The 19026-nt window shown below is 62.3% G+C and carries 14 protein-coding genes; 7 read left to right on the top strand and 7 right to left on the bottom strand.

Translation table 11 applies throughout. From position 1 onward, the window contains the following. The first annotated feature begins 66 nt into the window (after positions 1 to 66). The 3 genes from BM267_RS10665 (at position 67) to BM267_RS10655 (ending at position 6316) form a co-directional block, all read left to right on the top strand. The gene (locus tag BM267_RS10665; protein WP_074779929.1) at positions 67 to 4983 is read left to right on the top strand and encodes an NAD-glutamate dehydrogenase; all 4917 of its coding nucleotides are present in this window, start codon (positions 67 to 69) and stop codon (positions 4981 to 4983) included. Further along, positions 4964 to 5185: a DUF2835 domain-containing protein gene (locus tag BM267_RS10660; protein WP_036992390.1), complete on the top strand. Its 222-nt coding sequence runs from the start codon at positions 4964 to 4966 to the stop codon at positions 5183 to 5185. The genes BM267_RS10665 and BM267_RS10660 overlap by 20 nt, the downstream gene beginning before the upstream one ends. An 84-nt stretch (positions 5186 to 5269) precedes the next feature. Beyond that, positions 5270 to 6316, top strand: a complete 1047-nt coding sequence (locus BM267_RS10655) for a quinone-dependent dihydroorotate dehydrogenase (protein ID WP_074779927.1) — start codon at positions 5270 to 5272, stop codon at positions 6314 to 6316. An 89-nt stretch (positions 6317 to 6405) separates the two neighbouring features. On the opposite strand, the gene rmf is transcribed toward BM267_RS10655, so the two are convergent. Beyond that, complete coding sequence (gene rmf, locus BM267_RS10650) at positions 6406 to 6621, bottom strand: ribosome modulation factor (RefSeq protein WP_074779925.1); 216 nt, start codon at positions 6619 to 6621, stop codon at positions 6406 to 6408. A 260-nt stretch (positions 6622 to 6881) separates the two neighbouring features. Between rmf and rlmKL the strand changes: the two genes are divergently transcribed. Then, positions 6882 to 9068, top strand: coding sequence for a bifunctional 23S rRNA (guanine(2069)-N(7))-methyltransferase RlmK/23S rRNA (guanine(2445)-N(2))-methyltransferase RlmL (gene rlmKL, locus BM267_RS10645; RefSeq protein WP_074779923.1), 2187 nt, complete (start codon positions 6882 to 6884; stop codon positions 9066 to 9068). A 65-nt stretch (positions 9069 to 9133) separates the two neighbouring features. Here rlmKL and dacB read toward each other — a convergent pair whose 3' ends face one another. The 3 genes from dacB to BM267_RS10630 all read right to left on the bottom strand — a co-directional run bounded on the left by dacB (position 9134) and on the right by BM267_RS10630 (position 13266). Further along, positions 9134 to 10606 carry a D-alanyl-D-alanine carboxypeptidase/D-alanyl-D-alanine endopeptidase gene (gene dacB, locus BM267_RS10640; protein WP_074779921.1) on the bottom strand — a complete coding sequence of 491 codons (1473 nt, stop codon included), beginning with the start codon at positions 10604 to 10606 and terminating at the stop codon, positions 9134 to 9136. 150 nt (positions 10607 to 10756) lie between these two features. Next, complete coding sequence (locus BM267_RS10635; RefSeq protein WP_074779919.1) at positions 10757 to 11545, bottom strand: TatD family hydrolase; 789 nt, start codon at positions 11543 to 11545, stop codon at positions 10757 to 10759. A gap of 14 nt (positions 11546 to 11559) precedes the next feature. Continuing rightward, positions 11560 to 13266 carry a DEAD/DEAH box helicase gene (locus BM267_RS10630; RefSeq protein ID WP_074779917.1) on the bottom strand — a complete coding sequence of 569 codons (1707 nt, stop codon included), beginning with the start codon at positions 13264 to 13266 and terminating at the stop codon, positions 11560 to 11562. A gap of 120 nt (positions 13267 to 13386) precedes the next feature. On the opposite strand from BM267_RS10630, the gene BM267_RS10625 reads away from it, so the two are divergent. Beyond that, positions 13387 to 14346 (top strand): glutathione S-transferase family protein, encoded by a 960-nt coding sequence (locus BM267_RS10625; protein ID WP_074779914.1) that lies wholly within the window; start codon positions 13387 to 13389, stop codon positions 14344 to 14346. A gap of 14 nt (positions 14347 to 14360) precedes the next feature. On the opposite strand, the gene greB is transcribed toward BM267_RS10625, so the two are convergent. From greB to BM267_RS10610, 3 genes are read right to left on the bottom strand one after another with little or no spacing between them, the layout of a single operon-like run. Continuing rightward, positions 14361 to 14855, bottom strand: coding sequence for a transcription elongation factor GreB (gene greB, locus BM267_RS10620; RefSeq protein WP_074779912.1), 495 nt, complete (start codon positions 14853 to 14855; stop codon positions 14361 to 14363). 2 nt (positions 14856 to 14857) lie between these two features. Further along, positions 14858 to 17359, bottom strand: a complete 2502-nt coding sequence (locus BM267_RS10615) for an ABC transporter permease (protein WP_074779909.1) — start codon at positions 17357 to 17359, stop codon at positions 14858 to 14860. Next, positions 17356 to 18036, bottom strand: a complete 681-nt coding sequence (locus BM267_RS10610; protein WP_074779906.1) for an ABC transporter ATP-binding protein — start codon at positions 18034 to 18036, stop codon at positions 17356 to 17358. Before BM267_RS10610 ends, BM267_RS10615 begins: the two co-directional genes overlap by 4 nt. A gap of 14 nt (positions 18037 to 18050) precedes the next feature. Here BM267_RS10610 and BM267_RS10605 point away from each other — a divergent pair, with 14 nt between their 5' ends. Next, positions 18051 to 18668, top strand: coding sequence for an arylesterase (locus BM267_RS10605; protein WP_036992376.1), 618 nt, complete (start codon positions 18051 to 18053; stop codon positions 18666 to 18668). Between the two features lie 21 nt (positions 18669 to 18689). After that, a complete protein-coding gene (locus BM267_RS10600) occupies positions 18690 to 19022 on the top strand; it encodes a hypothetical protein (protein WP_136869855.1) in 333 nt (110 codons plus the stop codon). Positions 19023 to 19026: the final 4 nt, after the last annotated feature.

Genomic DNA, 19026 nt, shown 5'->3' with positions numbered 1-19026 from the left:
CCGCTTCATTTGCCACCGCATCGGCGAGGCATGATGAAGTCTCGGTATGGCCTGACCGGAGGTATCATGGCTTTCATAGTTGCCAGCGACAGAAAAGAGTTTCTGCAGATCGTCCAGCAGCGTCTGCAGGCGTTGGTCGAACCGGATGAGCAAGAGGCGGTGACTCTATTCGCGCGGCATTTCTTCGGTATCGCGACCCTGGAGGAATTGCTCGCTCGCCAGGACACCGATTTGCTGGGGGCGGTGCTATCCGGCTGGCGGATGCTGCAGCAGTTCGATGACAGCAAGGGCAGCATCCGGGTATTCAATCCGCAGGTGCAAAATCACGGCTGGCATTCGCCCCATACGGTAATCCAGTTGTTGCATCTGGACTCACCCTTTTTGGTGGATTCGGTACGTATCGAACTCAATCGCCAGGGCTACGCTATCCATGTCCTGCAGAACAGCACCTTCATGGTGAAGCGGGATGCTGCTGGCCGGCTGCTGGAGCTGCATCCGGCGGCGGCCCGGGACGAGGAGTTGCGCGGCGAGTCGGTGATGCATATAGAGGTTGATCGCTGCGCCACGCCAGCGGAACTCAAGGCGCTGCAGGCTGGGCTACATGAGGCGCTGCAGTATGTGGAGACGGCGGTTGCCGGCTATGTTCCCATGCAACGGCAGGTTCAGGAGTTGAGCGTGCAGTTGCGGGGCGAAGATGCCGGCTGGTTCGACACTGACACCCGGCTGGAGGCGGCGGCCTTCCTCGATTGGTTGCTGGAGCATTTCATCTTCCTGGGCTACACCCGCTTTGCCATTCGTGAAGGGCTCGGCGAGGGGCGGCTGGGTTTGCAACCCGAGCACAGCCTCGGCATTGCCGCGCTGGACCCGCCGGATGAGGGTATCCAGGGCCTGCCGGAGGCAGTGCTGGACTATCTGCAGTCGCCCATGCTGCTATCCTTCGCCAAAGGAGCGCAGAACAGCCGGGTCCACCGGTCGGCCTATCCGGATTACATCTCTATCCGCGAGGTGAACGATGCCGGGGAGGTGACGCTGGAGCATCGCTTCGCCGGGCTCTATACCTCACGGGTTCATAGCGCGGATGTGCACAGCATTCCCTGGCTGCGACGCAAGGTCGAAATGGTGCGCCGTGATTCCGGCTTCGAGACGCACAGTCATCTGGGCAAGGAACTGGATCAGGTGCTGCAAGAGCTACCTCGGGATGACCTGTTCCAGGTGTCCTCCCAACTGCTCAACGAGACGGCGCTGGGGATAGTACAGATTCAGGAGCGTAACCAGGTCCGGTTATTCCTGCGCCGGGGCAACTATGCCCAGTTTTATTATTGCCTCGCCTACATCCCCCGTGACATCTACTCCACCGCCGTTCGCCAGCAGATACAACAGGTATTGATGGCACGTCTTGAAGCGTCCGACAGTGAATTCTGGACGTTTTTCTCCGAATCACAGCTGGTCCGTGTTCAGTTCATTCTGAGCGTTGACCCGCGGTGCAACCTGGAAATCGACCACGTGAAAATTGAACGGGATGTAATACAGGCCTGCCGCAGTTGGGCTGATGATTTCAACGAGCGTCTGCGTGGCGGCCTGGGTGAGGCCGCTGCCGCCGAGGCCCTGGCCCATTTTGGCGACGCTTTTCCGCCGGGCTATAGCGAGCGCTTCAACCCGGCGACGGCGGTCGCAGATGTCCAGCAGTTGCTCGCGCTCGATAACGACAACCCTCTGGCCCTGAGCTTCTACCAGCCGCTGCAGAGCAGGACCGGCGAGTTGCACTGCAAGCTGTACCACCGGGGCGGGTCGCTGCCGTTATCGGATGTCATGCCGGTGCTGGAGAACCTCGGACTGCGCGTGCTCGGCGAGTTTCCCTTCCACCTGCAGCGACGGGACGGGCAAAGCTACTGGATACACGACTTCGTATTCAGCTCGACGCTGGACCCGGAAATGGACATGGAGGATGTCAACCAGCTGTTCGGCCAGGCATTTGCCGCGATCTGGAGTGGCCAGGCGGAGAACGACAGCTTCAACCGGCTGATTCTGCTCGCGGGTATCCACTGGCGCGAGGTCGCTGTGCTGCGTGCCTATGGGCGTTACATCAAGCAGATCCGCATGGGCTTCGAGTTGCCCTACATCGCCGCGACGCTGATCAGCCATGCCTCGATTGCCCGGGAACTGGCACGCCTGTTCAAGACCCGCTTCTTCCTGGCCCGCAAAACCTCGGCCGGCGAGCTGGAAGACAAGCTGGAGCAGGCCATTATCGTCGGCCTGGAAGAGGTCGCGGTGCTCAATGAGGATCGCATCCTGCGCCGTTTCCTGGCGTTGATCAAAGCCACCGTGCGTACCAACTTCTACCAACCGGACGCGCAGGGTCAGCCGAAGCAATACATCAGCCTGAAATTGGACCCGGCCTCCATTCCCGAGTTGCCGTTACCCCGGCCGATGTACGAGATTTTCGTATATTCGCCGCGGGTCGAAGGGGTGCATCTGCGTGGCGGAAAGGTGGCCCGGGGTGGGCTGCGCTGGTCCGATCGCGAGGAAGACTACCGCACCGAGGTGCTCGGTCTGGTCAAGGCGCAGCAGGTCAAGAACGCCGTGATTGTACCGGTCGGCGCCAAGGGTGGATTTGTACCGCGGCGGCTCCCGGTTGGCGCTGAGCGTGACGAGATACAACAGGAAGCCATCGCCTGCTACCGTATCTTCATTCAGGGGTTGCTGGATGTGACCGATAATCTGGTGGATGGCCAGGTAGTGCCGCCGCCCCAGGTGATCCGCCATGATGACGACGACTATTATCTGGTGGTGGCGGCGGACAAGGGCACCGCCAGTTTCTCCGATATCGCCAATGGTATCGCCGCGGATTACGGCTTCTGGCTGGGTGATGCCTTCGCCTCGGGCGGCTCCGCCGGCTATGACCACAAGGCCATGGGCATCACCGCACGGGGTGCCTGGATCTCGGTGCAGCGGCATTTCCGAGAGCTGGGCGTGAATGTTCAGGAAGATCCGGTCACGGTGATCGGTATCGGCGACATGAGTGGCGACGTGTTCGGTAACGGCCTGCTGCTTTCGCGCTCGGTGAAATTGCTGGTGGCCTTCAACCATCTGAATATCTTCATTGATCCTGATCCGGACCCTGAGCGCAGTTTCGCTGAGCGCCAGCGGCTGTTCGATCTGCCGCGTTCGAGCTGGAAGGATTACGATCCGCAACTGATTTCCGAGGGGGGCGGAGTCTTCTCCCGCAGTCTCAAGCAGATCACGCTGACGCCGCAGATGAAGGATGTGTTCGATATCGCGGAAGACCAGCTGACGCCGGCCGAGCTGATCCACCGGCTGCTCAAGGCGCCGATTGACCTGCTGTGGAATGGCGGCATCGGCACCTATGTGAAAGCCTCGACCGAAAGCCACGCCGAGGTGGGTGACAAGGCCAATGATGCGGTGCGGGTGGACGGGCGCGACCTGCGCTGCAAAGTGGTAGGCGAGGGCGGCAACCTGGGCATGACCCAGTTGGGCCGAATCGAATACTGCCTTAACGGTGGTGCGGCCAATACCGACTTCATCGATAACGCTGGCGGGGTCGACTGTTCTGACCATGAGGTCAATATCAAGATCCTGCTCAATGAGGTGGTCGCCGCCGGTGACATGACTGTCAAGCAGCGCAACCAGTTGCTGGCGGACATGACCGAAGCGGTGGCCGGGCTGGTGTTGCTGAACAACTACCAGCAGACCCAGGCTATCAGCCTGGTAGAGCGGCAGGCGCACCGTGCCATGACGGAATATCGACGCTTCATCACCGCCATGGAAGCCAGCGGCAAGCTCAGTCGCGCGCTGGAGTTCCTGCCCGAGGATGACCAGTTGGCGGATCGTGCGGCCAACGGCATGGTGCTCACCCGACCGGAACTGTCGGTGCTGATTTCCTATGCCAAGACGGATCTGAAGGAGAAACTGATCGCCTCCGAAGCGCCGGAAGACCCCTGGCTGGCCCGAGAAATGGCAACCGCCTTCCCACCGCGACTGGTGCGCGAGCATACCGCTGCGCTCGCCGGACATCGGCTGCGTCGGGAGATCATTGCTACCCAGTTGGCCAATAACCTGGTGAACCACATGGGCGTCACCTTTCTGCGGCGCCTGGAACAGTCCACCAGTGCCAGCGCCGGGCAGATCATGGCGGCCTATATAGTGGCGCGGGATGTGTTCCGCTTGATGGAGCAATTCGACAACATTGCTCATCTGGATTATCAACTGCCGGCGACTATCCAGCTGGAGCTGATGGATGAGCTGATGCGACTGGCGCGAAGGGCTACCCGCTGGTTTATCCGCCGCGGGGGGCAGGCGGCCGGTTCGATCTCCCCTGGCGGGCAGCCAACCGCTGCGGAGCAGCAACCCGATACCGCTGACCTGGTGGCCCATTTCGCCCCGCAGATCCAGGAGCTGGATGAACACTTCGATGACATGCTGGAGGGGTCGGTACGCCAGCTTTGGGAATCGCGCTTCGAGTACTATACTGCCGCCGGTGTGCCGCCCGCCATCGCTCGCCTGGTCGCTGGCGCGGGGCACTTCTACACCATGCTCGGGGTGATCGACGCGGCGGACGCCACCGGCCAGCCCGCGCAGCGGGTGGCCCAGGTCTTCTTTGCGCTGGGCAGCGAGTTGCAGACCACCTGGTTCGTCAACCAGATCAACGCATTGCCGGTCGACTCCCATTGGCAGGCACTGGCAAGGGAATCCTACCGCGACGAGCTGGAAAGTCAGCTAGGCGCGATGACGGTGTCGGTACTGCAGGCGGGCAACAAGGACACGCCGGTTGAACAGTTGCTGAGCGACTGGCTGAACCACAATCAACTGCGGGTGCAGCGGTGGCAATCATTACTGCTCGAGTTCAGAAGCGCCGGCCAGAACGATTACCCGATGATCGCCGTTGCCATGCGCGAGCTGGCGGACCTCGCCGTCAAGACCCGACAGGTAACATCCATGGAGCAGCATGCAGGAACTGATCATTGATCTGGCGTTACCCGCCGAGCGTTACCTGGCCTGGTATCGTGGCCAGGCCGGCAGGGTGGTGATGCGCAGCCGCGATGGCCGCAGCGTCAGCCTGCCAGCCCATCACCTGCGGCCCTTTCTGCGCCACGAAGGTATCTATGGCAGCTTTGTCATGCGGTTTACGGACGAGGGCAAGTTGGTTTCTCTGGAGCGCCTTGGCTAGATTGGCTTTGCAGCTGATTTGCACGTTAAAAAGCTCGCGCAAAACGGTATACTCCGCGCAGCCATTCATTACCAGGGCCTCCCCATGTATTCCAACCTGCGTTCCCTGATGTTTCGCCTGCCTGCCGAAACCTCCCACGATCTGGCATTGGACATGCTCGGCGCAGCCGGCCGCCTGCGCCTGGCGTCCCGCTTGGCACGGCCAGTTCAGCCTCATCCAGTGAAGCTGCTGGGCATGACCTTCGATAATCCGGTTGGGCTTGCCGCCGGGCTGGACAAGAACGCAGTCGCGGTAGATGGCCTGGCGGGTCTGGGGTTCGGCTTTGTCGAGGTGGGCACGGTGACGCCTCGGCCGCAACCTGGTAATCCCAAGCCGCGCCTGTTCCGTCTGCCGCAGGCCAACGCCATCATCAATCGCATGGGTTTCAATAACCTGGGTGTGGATGCCCTGATGGAGCGCGTTGCCAAGGTCCGTTATCGCGGGGCGTTGGGGATCAATATCGGCAAGAATGCCAGCACACCGGTCGAGCGCGCGGTAGATGATTACCTGTATTGCCTGCGTAAGGTCTACAGTCACGCCGGCTACGTGACGGTGAATTTGTCCTCGCCGAATACGCCCGGGCTACGCACGCTGCAGTATGGCGATACGCTGAAGGTGCTGCTGGGCCAGATCAAGGCCTGCCAGCAGGAGTTGGCCAGTCTGTATGATCGTTACGTGCCGATCGCCATCAAGATCGCTCCAGACATGACGCCCGAGGAGGTGAGTCTGGTAGCGCGCACCTTGCTGGCGCAGGGTATGGACGCGGTTATCGCCACCAACACCACACTGGATCGCACGCGGGTGGCAGGACTGACGCATGCCGATGAGGCGGGTGGCTTGTCGGGTGGTCCCCTGACCGAGGTATCGACCGAGGTGATCCGAGTGCTGGCCGGGGAGCTCAAGGGGCAAATGCCGATCATCGGGGTTGGCGGTATCTTGAGCGGCGCTGATGCGGCGGCCAAGATCAACGCGGGTGCCAGCCTGGTGCAGCTCTACAGCGGTTTCATCTATCGCGGGCCGGAGCTGATTCGCGAATGTGTGGATGCCATCGCAGCCCTGCAGAGCGGTGCGGCGGAAACGGCCAGAAACTGAATGAAATGGCCCCCGTAAACGGGGGCCTTGGGCCTCGCAGGCCCGACGCTTGGAGTAAGCGCCTTGGGAGAAAAGGGGTGAGGAGGGGATTACCCTACCGCGCGCATCTCGTTGAGTCGATGTACGCCTGAAATACCGGTGAATCCTGCCCAGTGATCGGCTCTGCCTTCACGCCAGCCATTGATCCAGTTTTGCCTGGCGGTGGTACTGTTGAAGGGACAGGAGTCTTGAGACTTGCCTTGAACGCCGTTCTGATATCCGCGCAAAAATGCTCGTTCCATCGGATCACGCTTTAGTCTTCTCATAAAGTACAGCCCTCGAGTGGTATGACAGCCCGACCGTTGTTCGGGGTCGGGATATGGCGCAGAAGAAGGGCCCTCTGCACCGGAGTCCGCAATAGTTGCGGATTCCTTATTCGGTTTACCAACGCAAAGTCTTGAGGTCCGTTGTACCCTATCGGAGCGGGCTTTGGAACGGTATTGGAAAGATCGAATTGGCATACTGGTATCATTGTTTAGAAGTCTCCATGCAACATAAACGTAACACTGCTCTGGAAATCAATGAGATGCGCGACACCCTTGAATTTTTTATAACCTGCCCGAAAGGTATCGAGGGCCTGCTGCTCGACGAGCTGCGCGCTCTTGGGGCAGGCTCCGCCCGGGAAACTGTCGCTGGGGTATATGCCGAGGGTGATCTGGAGCTGGGTTATCGGATATGTTTGTGGTCACGCCTGGCCAACCGGGTACTGCTGATCCTGGAGCGCTTTCCGGCCAGTGATGCCCAGGGCCTGTATGAAGGCGTGGCGCGGGTGCAATGGGCCGACCATCTTGAACCCGACGGCAGCCTGGCCGTGGACTTCACCGGACAGCTGGCTGGCGTGGACAATACCCACTTCGGTGCGCTGCGGGTCAAGGATGCGATTGTCGATCGTCTGCGGACCCCGGAAGGTATTCGCCCTTCGGTGGACAAGGTAAGCCCGCATCTGCGGGTGAATGTGCATTGTCGCAATGGCGAAGTGCAGTTGGCGCTGGACCTGTCCGGCAACAGCCTGCACCAGCGCGGCTATCGCCTCCAGCAAGGCGCCGCGCCGCTCAAGGAAAACCTCGCCGCCGCCGTATTGATTCGCGCCAACTGGCCGGCGTTGGCTGCTCAGGGCGCGGCATTGGCCGATCCCATGTGCGGCTCCGGTACGTTCCTGGTGGAAGCAGGCCTGATGGCGGCGGATATCGCCCCCAACCTGCACCGCCAGCACTGGGGTTTCAGCCACTGGCTGCAACATGTGCCGGCTTTGTGGCAGCGGCTGCATGCGGAGGCGCAACAGCGCGCTGAGGTTGGCCTGGCTCGTCCGCCACTTTGGATTCGCGGCTATGAAGCCGATCCACGGCTGCTGCAGCCGCTGCGCAACAACATTCAGCGGGCCGGCCTGGCGGAGTGGATCAAGGTCTATCAGGGTGAGCTGGCGACCTTTGCGCCCAACCCTGACCGTGGCCAGGCTGGCCTGATCGTCTGCAACCCGCCCTATGGCGAACGCCTGGGCGACACCGCCAGTCTGGTCTATCTGTATCAGAAACTGGGCGATGTGCTGCGTACACAGTGTACCGGTTGGCAGGCGGCGATCTTCACCGGAAACCCCGAACTGGGCCGGCGCATGGGTATCCGCAGTCACAAGCAGTATTCGCTGTTCAATGGCGCCTTGCCCTGCAAATTATTGATGATGGACCTGCAGCCCGAACGCTATATCACCGGGACCGCGCCGCATCAGGCGGAGCGGGAAGAAGGGCGTGACATCGCCGCACCGGCCGAGACCGGTGCGCGGCTCAGCGAATCGGCGCAGATGTTTGCCAACCGGCTGAAGAAGAACCTGAAAACGCTGGGTAAGTGGGCGCGGCAGCAGAACATCAGTTGCTACCGGCTATATGACGCGGATATGCCCGAATTCGCCGTGGCAATCGACCTCTACGGCGACTGGGCCCATGTGCAGGAATATGCCGCCCCGGCGAGCATCAGTGAAGACAAGGCCCAGGCCCGTCTACAGGATGTGTTGGTGGCATTGCCCCAGGTGCTGGGCATTCCGGCCAGCCAGGTGGTGCTCAAGCAGCGCCAGCGGCAGACCGGCAAGCAACAATACCAGCGCATGGATCGCCGGGGCGAATTCATGACGGTCACCGAAGGGCAGGTGAAGCTGCTGGTCAATCTGACCGATTACCTGGATACCGGCCTGTTCCTCGATCACCGGCCGATCCGCCTGCGCATCGCCGACGAGGCGCGGGGCAAGCGGTTTCTCAACCTGTTCTGCTATACCGCCAGCGCCTCGGTGCATGCGGCGGTGGGCGGCGCGCGCAAAACCACCAGCGTGGACCTGTCAAAGACCTACCTGGACTGGGCGCGGCGTAATCTGTCGTTGAACGGCTTGTCCGATCTGCATCAACTGGTGCAGGACGATGTCATGAAATGGCTGGAGCAGGACCGCGGCGAATACGAGCTGATCTTCATCGACCCGCCGACCTTTTCCAACTCCAAGCGCCTGGACGACGTCTTCGATGTGCAGCGCGACCATGTGCAACTGCTGGACATGGCCATGGCGCGGCTGGCGCCGGGTGGGGTGGTGTATTTCTCCAACAACTTCCGCCGCTTCCGTCTGGATCCGGTGCTGGAAGAAAAGTACCAGGTGCAGGATATTTCCGCGCAGACCCTGGACAAGGACTTCCAGCGTAATACGCGGATTCATCGGACGTGGCGGTTGAGTCGCTAAGTCAACAGTAAGCCTGTGATGCGCCAGGCCCTGAAAAGCGGGCGTTGGCTGCAGAGCCGGGATTCTTACCGGCTATCCGCCACATCCGTCGGCCCGCGGCGATGGACATCACTCAACAGGTTATCCAGCGCCTGCCGACTGGCCCCGGCGGCGGGGTGATTGACGATGGCGGCGACAGCCCAGCTCTGGCCGTTGTTATCCCGGGTAATACCGGCGATGGCCCGCACGTTACGCAGTGAGCCGGTCTTGATATGAGCCTGGCCGGCTACCGGCGTGTTGCGCATGCGGCGGCGCATGGTGCCATCCATAGCTGCCAGTGGCAGGGACGCGACGAACTCCGCCGCGTAGGGGCTCTCCCAGGCCTGCGCCAGCAACTGCGCCATGTCCCGCGCGGTCATGCGCTCCAGGCGTGACAATCCCGAGCCATTTTCCAATACCAACCCGTAGGGCTGGATATCCTTGTCCGCCAGCCATTGGTTGATAATGCGGTTGGCCGCTTTATGATCATCCGTATCCGCCGCGCTGCGCTGTTCACGGCCAATGGTCAGGAACAGCTGCCGCGCCATGGTGTTGTTGCTGTACTTGTTGATGTCACGCACCACACTGACCAGGTCCGGCGAGGTGCTGCGGGCCAGCAGGCGTGCATCGGCGGGCGAGGGCCCGATGCGGTTGCCGCCATGGATGCGTCCGCCCATCTCGTGCCACAGGATGCGGATCAGGCTGGCGGTATAGACGGGGGCGTCCAGCACCGACAGATAGCGCTCGGCGTCACAACCCTCATGCAGGGAGCCGGTCAGGGTAACGGTGGCGCGCTTGCCGTCATCGCGGATGGCGTACGCCACGTTCGGCCACGGGCAGCTCTTGACTGCCGGCAGGGTGGTCAGTTGATTATCGATGGTGACTTCCGGCAGGGCCGGTTCCAGATGGGTGCGAACACCGTCAGCACTGGCAAAGCTCTTCAGTGACAGCAGCTTGAGATTGGTCAGCAGCGGATCGGGTTCGACCAGAAAGGGTCTGCTCGGATCATTGCCGTCATCACGGAACTGGCCGGCATCCAGCGGCAGGCGAATGTCTGCCGGTTGCAGCACCAGGTCGCCGCGCACCTCGCGCACTCCTGCGGCGCGCAAATCCCGCAACATCAACCACAGACGCTCCATGGTCAGCTTGGGATCGCCGCTGCTGCGAAATATCAGATCGCCCTGCAACTCGCCGCCGCTGATTGCGCCCGTGCCGTAGAGATCGGTCTGCCATTGGTAATTCGGGCCGAGCAGTTCCAGCGCCGCATAGGTGGTTACCAATTTCATGGTTGAGGCCGGGTTGACCGGCTGATCGGCATTCACATATTGCGCCAAGCCCTGGCCTTCCAGTGGAATGACCGCCAGCGCCATGGCATCGCCTGGGATCTTGGCAGCAGCCAGGGCTGAGCTGACCTTGGCGGGCAGGATGCCGCGATCACTTTGAGCGACAGTGACGCCGCTGACGAGTAGGCCGGCGAGGGGCAGGAGGCAGCACAGGGACAGTTTTTTCAGGCGCAGCATTGAGCGCGACTCCCAGGGAAAACGGGTGGTGAGGCTGTGCGGAGTGTCCTTTCCCGGAGTACAGCCGGTTGTCAGACAGGATAGCGTATGAGCGAGTCGGAAAACTACCGGTGGGGTGAGCGGCTGGGGTGTTTTTTGAGGGCGCGTGGATTACGGTAACCGGAAAAAAGCCCGGGCCGTCGCCGTGGTATGTTCCGCCAGCTGTTCCAGGCTTTCTTCACGACACTGCGCCACCATTGTCGCTACCTCGGGCAGCCATGCCGGCTCGTTGCGCCGGTTCTTCGGTTTGGGTGAAAGCGTTCTTGGCAACAGCCAGGGAGCATCGGTTTCCAGCATTAGCCGGCCGGTGGGTATCTCGCTGACCAGCGGCTGCAAATGGGTGCCGCGCCGTTCGTCGCAGATCCAGCCGGTAATACCGATATGCAGGTCCAGGTCGAGATAGCCGTACAGCGCTGCCTTGTCGGCGGTAAAGCAATGTACCACCGCCGCCGGCAGTCGATCACGGAAGTCGCGCAGGATGCTCACCAGCGTGTCGCTGGCGTCGCGCTCATGCAGGAAGACGGGATAACCCAACTCCACGGCCAGCTCAAGCTGCTCTTCGAGAGCCTTGATCTGTTGCGGGCGGGGCGAGAAATCGCGGTTGAAGTCCAATCCGCATTCACCGATGGCGCGAACGCAGTCGGCCGCAGCCAGCAGACGCAGGTCAGCTGCCTGGGTGGTATTCCAGTGACGGGCTTCGTGGGGATGAACGCCGGCAGTGCAGAACAGCCGGAGCGGGTCCTCGGCGCATTGCGCCTGTATTGCAGCGCAATCTGCTACCGAGGTGGCGGTCAGTATCATCTGGCTGATACCGGCCGCCCAGGCCCGTTCGAGTACCGCTTCACGGTCCTTGTCAAAGGCGGCGTCAAGCAGGTTGACGCCGATATCGACCCATTCCATGAAAGCGGACCCGCTCAGCTGCGCCGAGGCGGCTTGGCTGCGCGGGGTTTGCTGGCAAAGTCCTTGCGCGGCGGACGCGGGCTGCGTGGACGCTCGGTTTCACCCGGCGGCAGCGGCCATTCGCGGATCTGCAGAGCCACACCATTGACTTCGACGCCGGCCAGCTTGCCCAGTACGGACTGATCCAGCTGTGGCAGGAAAACGCCAGTGTGCTCGGTGAACATCTTGATGTGACCGATCTGCTGACGGCGCAGGCCGCCATGTTTGACCAGTGCGTCGACCAACGGCTTGGGCATCAGGCCGTTGGAGCGACCACCCTGGACTTTATAACGCACCAGACCACTGTCGCGGTCATCGGACATTTCCCGACGCGGCGGCGCGGCTGGCAGATCGGCTACCGGCTCGACCAGCGTCTTGGCGCTGGGCAGGGTTGCCAGCAGACTGGCGGCCAGTTCCAGCGGCTCCATATTGGTCAGCTGCAGCAACTCTTCCACCAGTTGCTGATGCAGCGCACCGGTATTTTCCGCAGCGTTCTGCAGGCGAGTGGCGAGCTTGGTCAGGCGACCGCTGCGCACCGCATCGGCGCTCGGCAGTGCCTGGGGCTCGATCTTCTGTCCGGTGGCCTTCTCCAGTACATGCAGCAGGCGACGCTCACGCGGGGTGGCGAACAGGATGGCGGTGCCGGAGCGACCGGCGCGGCCGGTACGGCCAATCCGGTGCACATAGGATTCGCTGTCGTGGGGCAGATCGTAGTTGAGTACGTGGGAAATGCGCTCCACGTCCAGACCACGGGCAGCCACGTCGGTAGCGACCACGATATCCAGCAGGCCGCGCTTGAGGCGGTCAACCACCTGCTCACGCAGTTGCTGGCTCAGGTCGCCGTTCAGCGCCGCAGCGGCAAAGCCACGGGCTTCCAGGCGCTCGGACAGTTCCAGGCTGGCAGTCTTGGTACGCACGAAGACAATCATGGCTTCGACCGGCTCGACTTCGAGCAGGCGGGTCATGGCGTCCAGCTTGTGGTGGTTGGCCACTTCCCAGACCTTCTGGGTAATGGTGTCCAGGCTGCTGCTCTTGCCGCTGTGCAGGCGGATTTCCTTCGGCTCGCGCATGTGCTTGCGAGCCACGGTGCGCACGCCGGCAGGCATGGTGGCGGAGAACAGCGCCTTCTGGGTCTGCTCCGGCACTTTCTCGAATACGGCTTCGAGGTCGTCGGCGAAGCCCATCTTGAGCATCTCGTCGGCTTCGTCCAGCACCAGGAAGCGCATGTTGTCGAACTTGATGCTGCCGCGACGCATGTGGTCGGTAAGGCGACCCGGGGTGGCCACGACGACATGGGCGCCTCGCTCCAGAGCCTTGAACTGCGGAGCGAAGGGGGAGCCGCCGTAGAGGGCCAGCACGGAAAAGCCACGCATGTTCTGCGCGTAGCGCTGCAGCGCTTCAGCGACCTGCAGAGCCAGTTCGCGGGTCGGAGTGAGAACCAGCGCCTGGGTGGCGCGGATGCTGACGTCGATACCTGCCAGTACCGGCAGGGAAAAGGCCGCGGTCTTGCCGGTGCCGGTCTGTGCCAGGCCCAGCAGGTCTTCGCCGGCCAACAGAGTCGGGATAGCCTCGGCCTGGATAGGAGAGGGTGTTTCATAGCCGAGGCTGTTCAGAGCCTCAAGAAGCGGTGCAGGCAAGCCGAGATCGGCAAACTGCGGTGCCGCCGGAGCGGTATCGGACATACGGGAAGTAAACCTTGGGGGATTGAAGATCGCGTAGTATACGCTTATCCAATATAAATTGCTGCAGACATTTCGCAGTGCGCAGTGTCACACGTCGAACAGACAAGCCGGAGGTGCAGAATGGGACGCCTGATCAAGGGTGTATGGCATGAACAATGGTATGACACCAGCGCCACCGGGGGCGCTTTCGTGCGTGAAGACGCTGGGTATCGTCACCGGATCGAGGAGGGCGGTCGCTTCGCTCCGCAGAGCGGGCGGTATCACCTGTATGTCTCTCTGGCCTGCCCCTGGGCACACCGCACCCTGATATTGCGCAGGCTCAAGGGGCTGGAGCCGCACATCGATGTGACCGTGGTGCATCCGCACATGCTCGATCAGGGCTGGGTCTATGATCCGGTCGAGCCGCTCTACGGTTTCGCCTGCCATCATCAGCTATACACCCTGGCCAAGCCGGACTACAGCGGACGGGTGACGGTGCCGGTATTGTGGGACAAGCAGGAACAGACCATCGTCAATAACGAGTCGGCGGAGATCGTGCGCATCTTCAGCAGCGCCTTCGATACCCTGACCGGCAACACCGAGGATTACTATCCCGAGTCGTTGCGCGAAGAAATCGACCGGTTGAACGAGCGTATCTACAACGAAGTGAACAATGGCGTCTACAAAACCGGGTTTGCCACTGCTCAGGACGTCTACGAGAAGGAGTGCCGGACGTTGTTCGCCGCCCTGGACTGGCTCGACGGCCTGCTCGCGGAGCGGCGCTACCTGACTGGGGAGCGCATTACCGAGGCGGATTGGCGATTGTTCACCACGCTGGTGCGGTTTGATCCGGTCTACCACGGTCACTTCAAGTGCAATATCCGGCGTATCGAGGATTATTCCCACCTCCCCGGTTATCTGCGCGAACTCTATCAATGGCCGGGCGTTGCCGAGACGGTCAGCTTCGAGCATATCAAGCAGCATTACTACTACAGCCATGCCACCATCAACCCGACACGTATCGTGCCGCTGGGCGAGGGGCAGGATCTGACGTTGCCCCACGGGCGCGGGGTGCGGCCGGCGGAGTGGCTCGGGCTGTAAGCGAGGAGGCTGGCTCAGTACTGGATAGCTATCACCCAATACAGCCGCTCACCCGCCGGCGCCTGTACCACCACCTCGTCATCCACCCGCTTGCCCAGCAGTGCGCGGGCCAGAGGGCTGTCGATGCTGATGTGCTGCTGCTTGGGATCGATCTCGTCGGGGCCGACGATGCGGACTGTCAGTGGCTGGCCATCCTCGTCCTCCAGTTCGACCCGGGCGCTGAAGAAGATCTTGTCGGGGTCGCTGGGCGGCTGGTCGATGATTTTCAGGTTTTCCAGCCGCTTGCGCAGAAAGCGCACGCGACTGTCGATCTGGCGCAGCATCTTCTTGCCATAGGTGTACTCGGCGTTCTCCGAGCGGTCGCCCTGGGCGGCAGCTTCGCTGACCGCGCGGGTGACTTCCGGGCGTTGCACATTCCACAGCTGGTGCAGCTCAGCGCGCAGGCATTGTGCGCCGTCGGCGGTGATCAATGGCGTGCCAGCAGAGCGCGGCGGGCGATAGCGGCTCATGTTCAGGCTCCCCGGTTGATCAGTTTCATTGGGCTCTGGTTGACCACGGCGCGAGTGCCGAGGGCGCCAGCGAGGCCGATCAGCAAGGCGCCACCGAGGGGGACCAGTAGCCAGAGCAGGTAATGCGGCTGCCATTGCAGATCCAGGGCGTAGCGGTACAGCAGCCAGGTGATGAGCTCGGCGGCGACAATGGCCAGCAGGCCGGCAAGGGCACCGAGCAGGGCAAATTCAAGCCGGTTGGCCTGGCGCAGCAGTTGCCGGCGGGCGCCCAGGGTACGCAGCAGGGCGCCTTCATATAGCCGGGTATCCAGCGTCGATTGCAGCGAAGCAAACAGTACGGTGAAGCCGGCCAGCAGTACGAACACCAGCACATATTCCACCGCCAGGGTGACCTGATCGAGAATTTCGCGCAGTTGCTGCAGGATGGCTTCGACTTCCAGCAGCGTCATCGCCGGGAAGGTGCGGGTCAGTTCGCGCAATCCCTCGCGCTGCTCCGGTGGCAGGTGGAAGCTGGTCAGCAGGGTGCTGGGCAGGCCGTCCAGCGCACCGGGTGAGAACACCATGTAGAAGTTGGGAGTGAAGTTGTCCCAATTGACCTCGCGCACACTGCTGACCTCGGCTTCCACTGTGGCCCCGCTGATGAGGAAGCTCAGTTGATCCCCCAGGCTCACACCAAGACTGTCCGCCAGTTCCGCTTCGATGGAAACGCGATGGCCATCGCTGGCTGGCAACTGATCCCACCACTGGCCGTCACGCAACACATTGTCCGGCGCCAGATCGGCGGCCCAGGTCAGGCTCAGGTCGCGGTTGATGGCGCGTTCACCGGGGCTGTCCTTGGTGACATGCTCGCGTACAGCTTCGCCATTGATGGCGGTCAACCGCCCTGGCGCAACCGGATACAGCGGCGCGCTGCGCGCCCCGATATCGGCCAGCGTCTGACGGAATGCCGGTTCTTCGGCGGGCAGGATATTCAGCGCGAAATGATTGGGTGCGTCCTCCGGCAGCTGGGCTTGCCAGCTGTCCAGCAACTCGGTGCGCAGGATGAAGATCACCACCATGGACATCAGGATCAGGCCGAAGGCAAGAATCTGGCCCGCGGCGGCGCTCGGTTGTTTCAGCAGTTGTCCGCTGCCCAGGCGCCAGGCCAGACTGGCGTTGCGCAGGCGCTTGCCGCTGGCCTGTAACAGCGCCCAGGCGAGGCTGCCAAGCAGCAGGGCGGCCAGCGCACCGCCGAAGATCACGGCCAGCGTCATCGGCAGGTTGCCGGTGAACTGCCACATCAGCAGGCTGAGCCCGCCCAATGCCAGTCCGTAGATCAGCCAGGCACTGCCGGGCAACGGTGTCAGCTCGCGGCGCAATACCCGCAGCGGGGATACCCGGCCCAACCGCAACAGCGGCGGCAGGGCAAAGCCGAGCAGGCCGACCAGGCCGGTGGCGGTGCCGACCAGCAGCGGCTTGATCCCGGCCTGGGGCAGGTCCGGCGGAAGCAGCTCACGGAGCAGATGCACCAGCCCCCACTGCATGAGCCAGCCCAGCAGCAGCCCGATCAGCGTGGCGACGATACCCAGTCCGAGCAGCTGGATCAGGAACAGCCTCAGCGCCCGGCGGCGGCTGGCACCCAGGCAACGCAGCAGCGCGCTGGTGTCGTAATGTCGGCTGGCAAAGCGGCTGGCGGACAGTGCGACGGCGACTCCCGCCAGCACCACTGCCGCGATGCTGGCCAGCCCGAGAAACTGGTTGGAACGCTCCAGTGCGCTGCCAATCTGACGATTGTCGTCGGCGACCGAGGTCAGCCGCTGATGGTCTTCCAGACGCGGTTCCAGCCATTGGCGATAGGCTTGCAGGTCGGCTTCGTTACCGCTGAGCAGCAGGCGATAGCGCACCCGGCTGCCGGGCTGTACGACCCGGGTTGCTTGCAGGTCGTCGAGGTTCATCAGCACCCGTGGCGTGAGGCTGTAGAAGTCACCGGCACGATCCGGCTCATGAGTCAGCAGGGCGGCGATCCGCAATTGGGCATAGCCGATCTCCAATTGGTCGCCGATCGCCAGTCCGAGCACATTCAGCAGGCGCGGTTCAATCCACAAGGTGCCGCCCTCGGGGATGCCGGCAGCGACCTGTTCGCCGCCGAACTGCTGTTGGCTGGTACGCACCTCGCCGCGCAACGGATAGCCGGGGCCGACGGCCTTGATGCTGCTGAGCTGCATCTCGGAAGCACTTGAAGTTACGCTTGAAAAATCAACAATATCAGTATGTTGCAGATTATTGTTAATCGCTTCCTGAAGATATTCCTCGGGCAGCGGCTCGCGTGATGAGATGCGCATGTCCGCGCCCAGAAACTCCGCGGCACGCGTCGCCATGCCGCGTTGCAGGCGATCGGTAAAGAAACTGATGGCGGTGCTGACGAGCACGGCGATCACCAATGCCAGCAGCATGATGCGCAATTCTCCGGCGCGCCATTCGCGCAGCAGCAGGCGCGAGGCCAGTGGCAGGTCGCGATTCATCATACCTGCTCTTCCTTGAGGCGCCCGGCTTCCAGGTGCAACGCATGTTCACAGCGCTGGGCCAGGCGCTCATCGTGGGTAACCATCACCAGAGTGGTGCCCTGTTCGCGGTTGAGCTCGAACAGCAGGTCGGTGATATGGGCGCCGGTGACAGCATCCAGGTTGCCGGTGGGCTCATCGGCAAACAGGATGGCGGGTTCGCAGGCGAAGGCGCGGGCAATGGCGACGCGCTGTTGCTCGCCGCCGGACAGCTGGCGGGGATAGTGGCTGGTGCGATGCTCCAGGCCCACCCGCTCCAGCAGCTGCCGGGCGCGGGCAGCGGCGTCCCGCCGGCCTTCCAGCTCCAGCGGCAGCATGACGTTTTCCAGGGCATTGAGACTGTCGAGCAATTGAAAGGACTGGAATACGAAGCCCACCTGCTCGGCGCGCAGGGCGGCGCGTTGGTCCTCATCCAGCATGCCGAGGGATTCGCCGGCCAGTATCACCTCACCGTGACTGGGCAGGTCCAGTCCGGCCAGCAGGCTCAGCAGGGTGGACTTGCCCGAGCCGGAAGCGCCAACGATGGCCACACTGGCGCCGCGCTGGATCTCCAGGCTGACGTTGTCGAGGATGGTCAGCTTCGCTTCCGGGGCATCGACGACTTTGCTAAGGTGGCGGGCAATGATGACGCTGTCTGACATGGGGATCGGCCTTGATGAATGTCTGGAAGAAATGCGCTGCTGCGGTCCTGTTCTGCCTGCTGGCGATGCCCGTGTCGGCGCAGAACGTTCTGCTGGTCGGCGATAGTATCAGTGCCGCTTTCGGTCTGGAAATCGAGCAGGGCTGGGTCCGGCTGCTGGAACAGCGTCTGGCAGAGCAGAATGAACCTTATGAGGTGGTTAATGCCTCGGTCAGCGGCGACACCACTGCAGGCGGTCTGGCCCGGCTCCCGGCGCTGTTGGAGCAGGCTTCACCGGAACTGGTGGTGATTGAGCTGGGCGGCAATGATGGGCTGCGGGCGCTGCCGGTGGCCAATATGCAACAGAATCTTTCGGCCATGGTTTCCCTGGCCCGGGAAGCCGGTGCGGATGTCATTCTGCTGGGTATGCGCATCCCGCCAAACTACGGTCCCCGTTACTCCGAGGCCTTCGAAAACGCTTTTGTCGAGGTGGCAGATGAACATGACGTGCCTCTGGTGCCCTTTCTACTGGAAGGCGCGGGCGGTGTGGAAGGCATGATGCAGAGCGACGGCGTGCATCCAACCGCTGCAGCCCAGCCGATTTTGCTGGATAATGCCTGGCCGGCCATCAAGCAGTGGCTTGATGGCAATTAATCGGTATGAGGAGCAGGTTGCGTGACGATGTCCTGGATTTCCAGACGGTGGTGTGTGGTGGAGCAGGATGAGCAACAGGACCTGTTCGTGGGAGATCCCTGGCATTTCCATCTGGTCGATATCAATCTGCGGCTGGACGCGCCGCTGGAGCGATCGCTGTGCGGTGATCTGCTGCCTTCCCGGCCGGTCTATCGGGAGTTGACCCGCCAGTTGGTGAAGAATCTGTGCCCGCATTGTCGAGATACAGCGCAGACCCTGCGGGATACCGGGCGACGGCCGGCAGCGGCCCGCCGGGCCTCGGGGTTGCCGTCCATTGGTCAGCAATTTGATCTGTATGCACCCGTGGGGAGTTGAACGA

It is taken from the genome of Halopseudomonas bauzanensis (assembly GCF_900114735.1).
GTDB lineage: Bacteria > Pseudomonadota > Gammaproteobacteria > Pseudomonadales > Pseudomonadaceae > Halopseudomonas > Halopseudomonas bauzanensis.
Note: the sequence above shows the minus strand (reverse complement) of the source record. Positions and strands in the feature narration are given on the sequence as shown.

Coding starts and splice junctions, on each gene's coding strand:
- BM267_RS10665 (WP_074779929.1), top strand. CDS start 67: ATGGCTTTCATAGTTGCCAGCGACAGAAAAGAGTTTCTGCAGATCGTC.
- BM267_RS10660 (WP_036992390.1), top strand. CDS start 4,964: ATGCAGGAACTGATCATTGATCTGGCGTTACCCGCCGAGCGTTACCTG.
- BM267_RS10655 (WP_074779927.1), top strand. CDS start 5,270: ATGTATTCCAACCTGCGTTCCCTGATGTTTCGCCTGCCTGCCGAAACC.
- rmf (WP_074779925.1), bottom strand. CDS start 6,621: ATGAGAAGACTAAAGCGTGATCCGATGGAACGAGCATTTTTGCGCGGA.
- rlmKL (WP_074779923.1), top strand. CDS start 6,882: ATGCGCGACACCCTTGAATTTTTTATAACCTGCCCGAAAGGTATCGAG.
- dacB (WP_074779921.1), bottom strand. CDS start 10,606: ATGCTGCGCCTGAAAAAACTGTCCCTGTGCTGCCTCCTGCCCCTCGCC.
- BM267_RS10635 (WP_074779919.1), bottom strand. CDS start 11,545: ATGGAATGGGTCGATATCGGCGTCAACCTGCTTGACGCCGCCTTTGAC.
- BM267_RS10630 (WP_074779917.1), bottom strand. CDS start 13,266: ATGTCCGATACCGCTCCGGCGGCACCGCAGTTTGCCGATCTCGGCTTG.
- BM267_RS10625 (WP_074779914.1), top strand. CDS start 13,387: ATGGGACGCCTGATCAAGGGTGTATGGCATGAACAATGGTATGACACC.
- greB (WP_074779912.1), bottom strand. CDS start 14,855: ATGAGCCGCTATCGCCCGCCGCGCTCTGCTGGCACGCCATTGATCACC.
- BM267_RS10615 (WP_074779909.1), bottom strand. CDS start 17,359: ATGATGAATCGCGACCTGCCACTGGCCTCGCGCCTGCTGCTGCGCGAA.
- BM267_RS10610 (WP_074779906.1), bottom strand. CDS start 18,036: ATGTCAGACAGCGTCATCATTGCCCGCCACCTTAGCAAAGTCGTCGAT.
- BM267_RS10605 (WP_036992376.1), top strand. CDS start 18,051: ATGAATGTCTGGAAGAAATGCGCTGCTGCGGTCCTGTTCTGCCTGCTG.